This is a genomic window from Candidatus Glassbacteria bacterium (assembly GCA_019456185.1).
Taxonomy (GTDB): domain Bacteria; phylum Gemmatimonadota; class Glassbacteria; order GWA2-58-10; family GWA2-58-10; genus JAJRTS01.
On sequence record VRUH01000031.1, the window covers coordinates 1 to 2,121 of the forward strand.

The window sequence follows — 2,121 nt, forward strand, 5'->3', positions numbered from 1 at the left end:
AGCTGAGAATTGCCGGTGTTGCGCATCCACATGTAGAGCACACCGTCCACGCTCAGCATCCCGCTGGCTTTCGAGCCGTCAGGTCCCTGGCCGACAGACTCACCTGTTTGGGTGCGGATGTTGATCCCGGTCCAGTCCTCGGGTCCGCCATCGATCCGGGCGAGTCCGTTGCTGAGTTTTTTCTCGATCTCGTGGCCGAACCCCCAGCCGTCGCCGTAAGCGGTGTAGAGCGCGCCGTCATCGGCCCAGGTGATCGGCCAGTTGTCGCAGTCTATCGCCGCGATATCGATCCCGTCAGCGGGCTCGAACGAGATCGAGTCGATCAGGCCGCTGGCGGGCAGGGCAGGTGAGATCACGGCCTCCATCACCGGATCGAGCAGGTATTTTTCGATACCGCCCCAGAACGATGGTTTTTCGTTCGTATCGAGCAGGCTGCCGTTGCGCACGATTATCATCCCGAGGCTGGGGATAACCAGCAGCACCTGGTTGCCCGCGCCCGCCCCGGCGAACGCGTCTCGGGGGACATTTTCCCAGACACCGTCGAAATTGGAATAGAACCCCAGGGCGGGGGCCGGGTTCGGCTCGCCGTCGGGCCGCGGGGGAAGGGGGGTGCCGGCGTATTGCACAACCCTGTGCGCCCAGGTTGAATCCACCAGCTGCCTGCCCTCCCAGTTCCCCCGGCGCAGCATCAGACGTCCAACCCGTGCGATAGTGCGCGCGGTGTAGCCGCCGCCGCCCCAGTTGGGCACCAGTTTCAGGCCGTCCACCTCGAATGTCTCTCCGTAGCCCATCGAGTAACTCGCCGGCGGAGCGCCGATTGGGTCCATGATCCGCTGCTGGAGCAGCGTGCGGACGTCGATTTTCATTCTGGCGGTGATCACGTTACTCAGCAGGCCGATCCCGGGATTGCTGTAATCGTAGCGGCTGCCCGGCTCGAAAATTACCGGCGCCTGGCGCGAGGCCATGCTGAACGGATCGGGGTCCTGGTCCCAGAAGCGCAGTTTCCAGCCCGACTGCTCGAAATGTCCCAGGCCGGGCGTCTCGGCGTTCTCGATCCCCGAACTGTGGGTGGCCAGCTGGCGGATCGTTATTTTATTGCGCAGGGGATCGTCTTTCCAGTATGGGATATAATGCCACACCGGGTCGTCAGGCTGCACCGCGCCGTCGGAGAGCGCCACCAGCAGGCTCATCCCGCCCACCAGCGCCTTGGCCAGGCTGGCGGTGTAGTGTTGCTTGTCCGGACCGTGTCCCTCGGCATACCACTCCAGGGCGATCCTGTCGTTGCGCACAACCAGCAGGGCCTTGGTTCCGTGCTGACGGTGGACGTCAATCATCGCGGCCAGTTTAACGCTGTCCAGGCCGGCAAGTTCGGGCGGCGTGGTTTCCCACTCGAATGAGTTTTCCGTAGCTGCCGGCAGGTTGAGCGGTAAGGCGAGCGCCAGCAGGGCCAGTATATTTTTGATACGAAAGGGCATCTGTCCTCCGGGAATAATAGTGGGCGGTCGTCGTCTTTTTCGCTTGTCAATCCGGCCGGGAAGCGACTAGTTGACTTGTCCCGGCGGGAAGTTTGCTCTAATATATAGCGACTGAATCAAAGCTTACAACTGTTAGGTGAAAGGCGGGGGTTATTTTGAAGTTCTTATCTTTCCTGTTCTCAAGTCTGATCCTGCTGGCGGGCTGCGCCGGCCCGCCCGAACAGACCGTGGATGAGCCGGCCCGGCAGACTGTCTGGCCCGAAACGGCCCGCGACGTGGAGATTGTCTCCAGCGTGGACGGGACTGTCCAGCCGGCCAGGTTTTACGTACCCGAGGATCAGCAGGGCGCGGCGCCGTTGCTGGTGCTGCTGCACACCTGGAGCGGCGACTGGACGCAGGAGATGGGAATCGAATGGCTTGAACAGGCTGTCGAGCGCGGCTGGGCGCTGATCCACCCTGATTTCCGCGGACCCAACGGCCGTCCCGAATCAACCGGCAGCCGGATCGCCACGGCCGATATCATGGATGCGCTGGACTATGCTCTGGAGCACGCGGAAATCGACCGGACGAAGATTTATCTGGCGGGCACCAGCGGAGGCGGACACATGTCGCTGCTCACCGCCGGGCGCCACCCGGAGCTCTGGGC

General features: G+C 62.8%; 2 protein-coding genes (1 of these 2 only partly in view). One reads left to right on the forward strand and one right to left on the reverse strand.

Going from position 1 to position 2,121, the window contains the following annotated elements; all coding sequences use genetic code 11:
* The coding region (locus tag FVQ81_11585; protein ID MBW7997186.1) for a serine hydrolase at positions 1 to 1,475 on the reverse strand (1,475 nt) is incomplete at its 3' end.
* Between the two features lie 155 nt (positions 1,476 to 1,630).
* On the opposite strand from FVQ81_11585, the gene FVQ81_11590 reads away from it, so the two are divergent.
* Positions 1,631 to 2,121: the 5' portion of an alpha/beta fold hydrolase gene (locus FVQ81_11590; GenBank protein ID MBW7997187.1), read on the forward strand. The gene runs 109 nt beyond the window's last position; the window shows 491 of its 600 coding nt (coding positions 1-491); it begins with the start codon at positions 1,631 to 1,633; its stop codon lies off the right edge, out of view.